The organism is Pseudomonas sp. EL_65y_Pfl1_R83 (assembly GCF_963970695.1).
In the GTDB taxonomy this organism is placed as follows: Bacteria; Pseudomonadota; Gammaproteobacteria; order Pseudomonadales; family Pseudomonadaceae; genus Aquipseudomonas; species Aquipseudomonas tritici.
The window spans coordinates 1-524 of the sequence record NZ_CAXAQI010000244.1; the positions used below are offsets into that span (position 1 = coordinate 1).

The following is a 524-nucleotide window of genomic DNA, read 5'->3' on the forward strand; positions in this document are numbered from 1 at the left end:
GTCGCGGTCGACGGTCACCTCGACCAGCTTCTCGGTCGCCTTTGCCAGCAATTCGCGCGTCGGCTCGTTGGCGATGACCTTGCCATGGTTGATAATGGCGATGCGGTCGCACAATTGTTCGGCTTCCTCGAGATAATGCGTCGTCAGCACCACCGTGATCCCCGCATCGTTGAGCGAGCGGACATAGGCCCAGAGCTGCTGGCGCAATTCGATATCGACGCCGGCGGTGGGCTCGTCCAGCACCAGCACGGGCGGGCTGTGAACCATGGCCTTGGCGACCATCAGCCGCCGCTTCATCCCGCCCGACAGCGTGCGCGCATAGGCATTGGCCTTGTCCTCGAGATGCACCGCGCGCAGCAATTCCATCGAGCGCCGCTTCGCCTTGGGCACGCCGTACAGCCCGGCCTGGATCTCCAGCGTCTCGAACGGCGAGAAGAAGGGATCGAACAGGATTTCCTGATTGACGATGCCGATCGAGACCTTGGCGTTGCGCGGGTGTTGGTCGATATCGAAGCCCCAGATCG

The 524-nt window shown here is 62.8% G+C and carries 1 protein-coding gene; it reads right to left on the reverse strand.

The annotated features are described in order from the left end of the window. On the reverse strand, positions 1-524 hold a 524-nt coding region (locus AACY08_RS28645; RefSeq protein ID WP_339472464.1), incomplete at both ends, for an ABC transporter ATP-binding protein.